Genomic DNA, 3,390 nt, shown 5'->3' on the forward strand with positions numbered 1-3,390 from the left:
CTACAAGAGCAATCTTAAATGAATTAATGCTGGAAGGTTAAGAGTTATAAACTTATTTACCATAAAAAAGTATAGTAGCAATAAAAGTATAGTTTAGGGCAGTAGAAATAGTAGATATCCATTTTGAACTAAGAGGCAACAAGTAACAGGTAAAAGGCAACAATAAAACCTACTAATTTTGACTTAGACTGCTATATGTTCCTATTTAAAAATCGATTGTTCTGTTTATGTAGCAATCTTAGTTTTTTTTAGGTAATACCCTAGAAAAAAGCGACAGCTCATCTGACAACAGGTAATACCAATTTGATAAATGTTTGCTACAAATAGCTAAGGCATTTCTTAGTCCTCAGGAGTCAGGAGTCAGGAGTCGTATGGGAATGGCTTCGATACCATTTTTGAGCTGCATAACTTATCTTTTTAGTCAAAGGGATATATCTTAATACCAAATTCAAAAAAGGCAGTTACATCTTAAGTTGTGATTTATTCCTAGAATAAAAAACTTTATAAATCCTATAAATTATAAAAATCAAACCTTTTTTCCTCTTTTTTATTATTATTTTTTCTTTGCCTGTTGCCTGTGCCGTGACTGTGGCAATATTTGATAAAATTGGTATTATAATGTCTTTTAATCGTCTAAATTATTCGTAACATTGTTTTTTCAAAATGGTCTAATACCAAATATCAAAAGTTTTGCTACATATCTTTGGTAGTCAGGAGTCAGAATGATAAGAAGGAGTTAGGAATCAGTAGTAAAGACACCAATAAGTTTAAAAATGGAAGTATGTTGAGATGAAAATTTGGTATAGTCAACCATCAACAAATACCTGAAAAAAACTCACCATCAAATAGTAATAACCATATCTAACATTAATTGTTGCCAAACATCCGAATTTGTCAAAGCATAAACATCAAAATCATAACCATATTGTTGATAAAGACTGTTAAAACTATCCACCCAATGTTCAATAGTTTCTGTCATAGATAAAGGAGTATATTTCCCAGCTTGTCTTAAATATTTACCCATCTCAATTAAATCCCCATTTCGATGTGCCTGCCANTAATAACCATATCTAACATTAATTGTTGCCAAACATCCGAATTTGTCAAAGCATAAACATCAAAATCATAACCATATTGTTGATAAAGACTGTTAAAACTATCCACCCAATGTTCAATAGTTTCTGTCATAGATAAAGGAGTATATTTCCCAGCTTGTCTTAAATATTTACCCATCTCAATTAAATCCCCATTTCGATGTGCCTGCCATCCTAACCAACTCAAAGTATAATAACGAGATTTTCCCTCTAATTGACGAATAGATATTGATAGATTTGGTCTGCTAAAAAAGTTATCTAAAACAGACATCATACTGACAGCTTGTTGACTATATTTTCTAGTAGCATTGCGATGATGTTGACGATAACAATAAGTAATTTTTGGCAACCAAACTGCCTCACAACCATTAATAGATAAACGTAAAACTAAATCAATATCCTCTCCATGATGCCAACGAGTATCAAAACCTCCAGCACTTTTTATCCAACTTTTACGAAACATCATAGAAATAGTTACAGGTTTCCAAACTACCCAAGTTTCTAAGTCTAATTCTAGGGAACCATGCCATAATTCTATATCAGAAATTTTCTCTCCTTTTTCATTAACTAAACGCCATCCACTATGCACAATTCCCAGAGAGGGGCGAGCATCAAAAATAGCTACTTGTTTTGCTAGTTTATCTGGTAAGAAAAAGTCATCAGCATCTAGGAAAGAAATAAATTCTCCCCGCGCCATTTCTAAACCTAAATTCCGGGCGTGGGATACTCCTTTATTTTCTTGATAAACATAGCGAATTTTATCTAGATAAGGTTCTAAAACTTGACGAGTATTATCAGTAGAGCCATCATCAATAACTATTATTTCGTAAGACGTATAAGTTTGATTAAAAATACTAGCGATCGCCTCTAAAATATAGTGACCATTATTGTAGGTGGCAATAATTACACTTACTCTCGGCGCAACTGGATTAAAAATATTACTAATTAATTTTTTCCATTCTGGTAACTGACTGAAATGATAAGCATTAAATTGATTTCCTTCTTGACTATCTAGCTTAGTAAATAATTCTATCCAAGTACAAATTGCTGCTGTGGGAGAGTCAGAAGTATAACTCAAAGATTTCTGCAAATAAGTAGCCATTTCTGAGAAATTACCAGCTTTATATAAACGCCAACAATTCCAAAGTAGAGACCTATATTTTATCTGTTTTTCTATTTGGCGTATCGCAGTAGGTAAATTAGGTTTCTGGAAAAATTCATCTAATAATTTTTCTAATTCCTGAGTAATTTTTTGTCGGTTATCCAAACCAGAGACACTACTATTCCGCTGTCGATAACAGACACAAACTTTCCGTAACCAAGTAGCTTTTCCCCCAGTTAAAGCTAACCGCAAAACTATTTCTAAATCTTCTGGAATATATCGCGAGTCAAACCCTCCATTCAGCTTTAACCATTCACTTTTAAACATCATCGCACTAGGCAAAGTCGCTTGCCACATTAACCAATTTTCTAAGTCTAGTTCTTCAGCATTTTTCCACGGTTCTATATCTTTAATAGTCTGACCTTTTTCATCCACAAATCTCCACCCAGTTTGCACCATCGTTAAAGTTGAATCTTCTGCAAAACATACAACTTGTTCGGCTAATTTTTCGGGTAGAAAAAAGTCATCTGCATCGAGAAAAGCAATATATTCTCCCTGAGCTATTTCTATACCATAATTTCGAGCAATTGATGCTCCTTGATTTTCTTTATATACATATTTAATTAGACCTCTTGCAAAAGTCAAAGTTAAATTTTGACTACTCTGTTTTTCCTGAGTATTTTTTTCTAGTTCCTGTTGTTTATTTACTCTGGGAGAGTTTGACAAGAAGTCTAAAGTTAAATTTTGATTAGTTCCTCTTTCCTGAATATTTTTATCTGCTTCCTGTTGTTTATTTACTCTGGGAGAGTTTGACAAGAAGTCTAAAGTTAAATTTTGATTAGTTCCTCTTTCCTGAATATTTTTATCTGCTTCCTGTTGTTTATTTACTCTGGGAGAGTTTGACAAGAAGTCTAAAGTTAAATCTTGATTAGTTCCTGTTTCCTGCTGTCTGTTTCCTATTGGAGAGTTTTGGGAAAAGTCGGAAGTTAAATTTTGACTACTTTCTGTTTCCTGAAAATTTTCTCCTGCTTCCTGCTGTCTATTTCCTGTTGGGGAGTTTTGCAAGAATTCAGAAGTTAAAATTTGATTACTTCCTGCTTCCTGCTGTCTATTTCCTGTTGGATAGTTTTGGGAAAAGTCGGAAGTTAAATTTTGACTACTTCCTGTTTTCTGAAAATTTTCTCCTGCTTCCTG

The 3,390-nt window shown here is 33.1% G+C and carries 2 pseudogenes; both read right to left on the reverse strand.

The annotated features are described in order from the left end of the window. Positions 1–841: 841 nt before the first annotated feature. Positions 842–1,057: pseudogene (locus tag AFK68_RS05250) on the reverse strand (glycosyltransferase family 2 protein); the annotation flags it as partial. Position 1,058: 1 nt separating this feature from the next. Next, positions 1,059–3,261: pseudogene (locus tag AFK68_RS44290) on the reverse strand (glycosyltransferase family 2 protein); the annotation flags it as partial. Between the last annotated feature and the right edge of the window lie 129 nt (positions 3,262–3,390).

The organism is Hydrocoleum sp. CS-953, assembly GCF_002260545.1.
GTDB lineage: Bacteria > Cyanobacteriota > Cyanobacteriia > Cyanobacteriales > Microcoleaceae > Trichodesmium.